6 protein-coding genes are annotated in these 3,104 nt (G+C 56.0%); 4 read left to right on the forward strand and 2 right to left on the reverse strand.

Translation table 11 applies throughout. The features are described from left to right. Positions 1–22: 22 nt before the first annotated feature. The gene (locus MB824_RS10880) at positions 23–349 is read right to left on the reverse strand and encodes a hypothetical protein (RefSeq protein WP_238748557.1); all 327 of its coding nucleotides are present in this window, start codon (positions 347–349) and stop codon (positions 23–25) included. Between the two features lie 314 nt (positions 350–663). Further along, complete coding sequence (locus MB824_RS10885) at positions 664–843, reverse strand: hypothetical protein (protein ID WP_238748558.1); 180 nt, start codon at positions 841–843, stop codon at positions 664–666. 128 nt (positions 844–971) lie between these two features. On the opposite strand from MB824_RS10885, the gene MB824_RS10890 reads away from it, so the two are divergent. From MB824_RS10890 to MB824_RS10905, 4 genes are all read left to right on the forward strand, one after another. Continuing rightward, positions 972–1,913 (forward strand): replication endonuclease, encoded by a 942-nt coding sequence (locus MB824_RS10890; RefSeq protein WP_238748559.1) that lies wholly within the window; start codon positions 972–974, stop codon positions 1,911–1,913. A 12-nt stretch (positions 1,914–1,925) separates the two neighbouring features. Further along, positions 1,926–2,189: a hypothetical protein gene (locus tag MB824_RS10895; protein ID WP_238748561.1), complete on the forward strand. Its 264-nt coding sequence runs from the start codon at positions 1,926–1,928 to the stop codon at positions 2,187–2,189. Between the two features lie 264 nt (positions 2,190–2,453). Continuing rightward, a complete protein-coding gene (locus MB824_RS10900; RefSeq protein WP_238748562.1) occupies positions 2,454–2,669 on the forward strand; it encodes a hypothetical protein in 216 nt (71 codons plus the stop codon). Between the two features lie 2 nt (positions 2,670–2,671). Further along, positions 2,672–2,992: a hypothetical protein gene (locus MB824_RS10905; protein WP_238748563.1), complete on the forward strand. Its 321-nt coding sequence runs from the start codon at positions 2,672–2,674 to the stop codon at positions 2,990–2,992. The last annotated feature ends 112 nt before the right edge of the window (positions 2,993–3,104 follow it).

The following is a 3,104-nucleotide window of genomic DNA, read 5'->3' on the forward strand; positions in this document are numbered from 1 at the left end:
AATTATGCGAACAGGCGCAGGCCTACGGCCAGCGGTAGTCCGCAACACATGCCTGCCGCGCCATCCGGTCGCCTGCCGTCTTGAGCAGGCTGTCAAAATAGGCGCGGCGGATGCGTTCCCGGTGTGCCTGCGGCGCGCGCGGGAATTCAAGCGAAGTGATGATTTCCAACGGTTCCGCGCCGGTTGCTTCGGCAATCTCCAGAATGACGGCCAGCGGCAGGCGCAGACGGCCGCGCCGGTATTGGCTGATTACGGATGTGTCCACCTGCCAGCGGCGGGCAAGCTGATAGTCCGAGTAGCAGTTTCGTTCGCGTTTGTACCAGTTGAGCCACTGGGCGGCGGTAAGCATAGGCAAGCCTTTGATGATAAACGGGTGTCCCCTTTATATTCGTTAGAGTTATAAAGGGGACGCCCGTTTATTATCGCCTGGCGTGCGTCCGCTCGCTAGTGAGCAGGCGCTCGCTAGGGTCGGCGCCCTGCCCGTCTTCGGCCGCACCAAGGCCGCACGGCATGGGTGCTTCGGCCGCTGCCTGCCGGCTCTGCCGCCTGCGGCCGGCTGCGGGTTCAAGTGGCCACTTGATCTGGCCGGCCGAACGGCCTGCGGCTACAGGCGCACGTTTGGCGGCCTTTCAGGCTGCATGAAAGATTGTCTAGGTTCGATGCCTAGACTTTTTTTGACGCTGCGCGGATGTAGTCTTCGTCCGTGATGTTGTCTATTCCCTTGAGAATCAGTAGGTTAAGTATTTCCGTTTCTTTGAATCCCGCCTTTGTGGTTACGACGGCGCGGACGTACTGCTCTTTCACGCGCTCCCATGTTTGGTCTTGGATGTGTTTGCTTGGCATGTGCTGCTTCCTGTGGTTGGGTGTCTCTAATAATGCATTTTCTTAGAAGCTTGGTAAATATTTTCTTGACAATATAGATTCTGCGTATCTATGATTCGCGGCAAATCTATTTTCTAAGAAAATGAGAAATGCGAATCAAGGAAGCCACAGACTTACAGCGGTCGAAACTGCACTACGTTGCCAAGGTGTACGGCGCTGGTCGCCTTCCTTGTCTAAATAGTAACAACTCAATTGAGAAGGGCGAAAAGCCCGTAGAAACGGGCTTTAAAGCGGCAAAGCCGCAAGCGCCCAAAGGTGGTTTGAATGACTTTTCTACTTCATATCGCAAATCCGCTTACGCTTTGGAGCTTAATGTTCGGGCTTTCATTGACCGTTTTGGCCTTCATCATGTTGGATTCCTTACACTGACTTTTGCCGATGACGTGCAATGCCCGAAGGAAGCGCAGCGGCGCTTCAACAGCCTGCGCACGAACTTCCTGCGAAACCATTACCCGCACTATATCCGCGTCATCGAGCGCACCAAGGCCGGCCGCATCCACTATCACCTGATAGTGGCTACGCGCGAGGATATCCGCCGCGGCCTGAATTTCCGCGCTGTTGCCGCCAAGGACTACCGCAGCGCCAATGCTGCCATCCGCGCCCACTGGAAGCGGCTGCGCGAAGCGATGCCGCGATACGGCTTCGGACGTCCCGAACTGCTGCCGGTGAAGACAAACTCAAAGGGCTTGGCCGCCTACGTCGCCAAGTACATAGGCAAGCATATCGGCTGCCGCAAAGAAGCGGACAAAGGCGTCCGCTTATGCCAGACGTCGAACGACAAGGCGCTGCCGTGGAAAGCGGCGACCAGTAATTTCCAGTTTGTCAGCGCCGCGTCCGCCCTGTGGCGGCAGAAGCTGCGTAACTGGGTGCGGTGGTTCGAGCAGTACCGCTTGGCCAAGCGGCAATACAGCTACGCGCAGGCCTGCAGGCAGCATGTGCCGCTGTGCGAATCGAATTACCCCGAGATTTTGCGCGAGTTGCTCGGGAGTAAATGGGCGTTTCTCAACCGGGAAACGATACTCGCGTGTTAATTGGAGACTGATATGTCAGACGCAGCAAAGCAAGGCTTTTTTCTAACCGGTATGTTCGACCGGGAATTCGTCAAAGAGCGTAAGAACGACGACGGCAGCTATCGCAAAGTTCATTACCTCGGCTTCTTAATCCGTAGCGACAGCGGCACGGAATTGTGCGAAGTGCGCACGAAGCAGCCTGAGAAGTACGCGCATCTCAAGCGCGATCAGGTGGTAACCATTCAAGTTTTTTTGCGGGGGTATAAAGATGTCGTCTATTTTTCCGATGAACGATAAGCTGTTTCCAGTTGATGAAGAAGTAGAACTGCGCGTAGCGAGTTCGATTGAAGACATGATGTGCAAGGTTGATCGGTTTTATGAATATTTGGCAACTATTTACCCTTTTTACCATGACCCTTTCATTGTCAGGGGGCTTGCTCGCAATGGCCATCACTGGAAGTCGCTTTTGGAAGACACAATCCGCGATTTAAATAGCATTCTTGGGTATTTACAGGAGCGGTGCCCAGAATCCGTGAAACAAACTGCTCCGGAGTTGAAATCATGAAAAACTTGAAACAGAAGCTGGCCTTTGCGGCCACTACCGCCATGATGGCCGCTACCGCGTCCGCCGGCAAAATCGCTGAAGCTATCAGCGGCAACCAGGCTGTGACCGACGGCACTGCCGACCTGTACACCATCGGCGGCGTAGTCGTCGGCTTCGTGGTGGTCGGCGTCGTCTTCGGCGCAGGCTTGAAGCTGTTCCGCAAGGGCGGCTAATCGTGTCCGGCACCGGTTACCGCGTGGGCGCGCGCTGCTTCGCCGATAAGGCGGACGCGCAAGACTTCGTGCTTAGCCAGGTGGTGCCGGCCATCCGTTCAGACGGCACCATGTCTCACCCTGTGAAACATGGTGCCGTTTGGCAGTATGGCGGGCAGCCGGTAGTTTTGACCTTTCCGGAGTGCGACCCGATGGAAGACTTCGATGACGGCTTGACCGTGGCCGCCTACGTGGTGGGCATGATGTTCGTCGCCTTTGTGTTCCGCGTCGCTATCGGCATGCTTAAGCAAGGCGCGGCAGGAGATTATCAAGATGGGGAATAAACATGACGCAGGAATTTTTAAGCGGTTTGCTGTTGGGCTTGCCCTTTGTCTATCTGCTTTGGCACTGACGCGGCCGGCAGCGGCCGACGTGCCGCCGCCCCCGCCGCCGCCG

The sequence above is a fragment of the Kingella pumchi genome (genome assembly GCF_022288825.1).
Classification (GTDB): domain Bacteria; phylum Pseudomonadota; class Gammaproteobacteria; order Burkholderiales; family Neisseriaceae; genus Kingella_D; species Kingella_D pumchi.

Coding starts and splice junctions, on each gene's coding strand:
- MB824_RS10890 (WP_238748559.1), top strand. CDS start 972: ATGCGAATCAAGGAAGCCACAGACTTACAGCGGTCGAAACTGCACTAC.
- MB824_RS10880 (WP_238748557.1), bottom strand. CDS start 349: ATGCTTACCGCCGCCCAGTGGCTCAACTGGTACAAACGCGAACGAAAC.
- MB824_RS10885 (WP_238748558.1), bottom strand. CDS start 843: ATGCCAAGCAAACACATCCAAGACCAAACATGGGAGCGCGTGAAAGAG.
- MB824_RS10900 (WP_238748562.1), top strand. CDS start 2,454: ATGAAAAACTTGAAACAGAAGCTGGCCTTTGCGGCCACTACCGCCATG.
- MB824_RS10895 (WP_238748561.1), top strand. CDS start 1,926: ATGTCAGACGCAGCAAAGCAAGGCTTTTTTCTAACCGGTATGTTCGAC.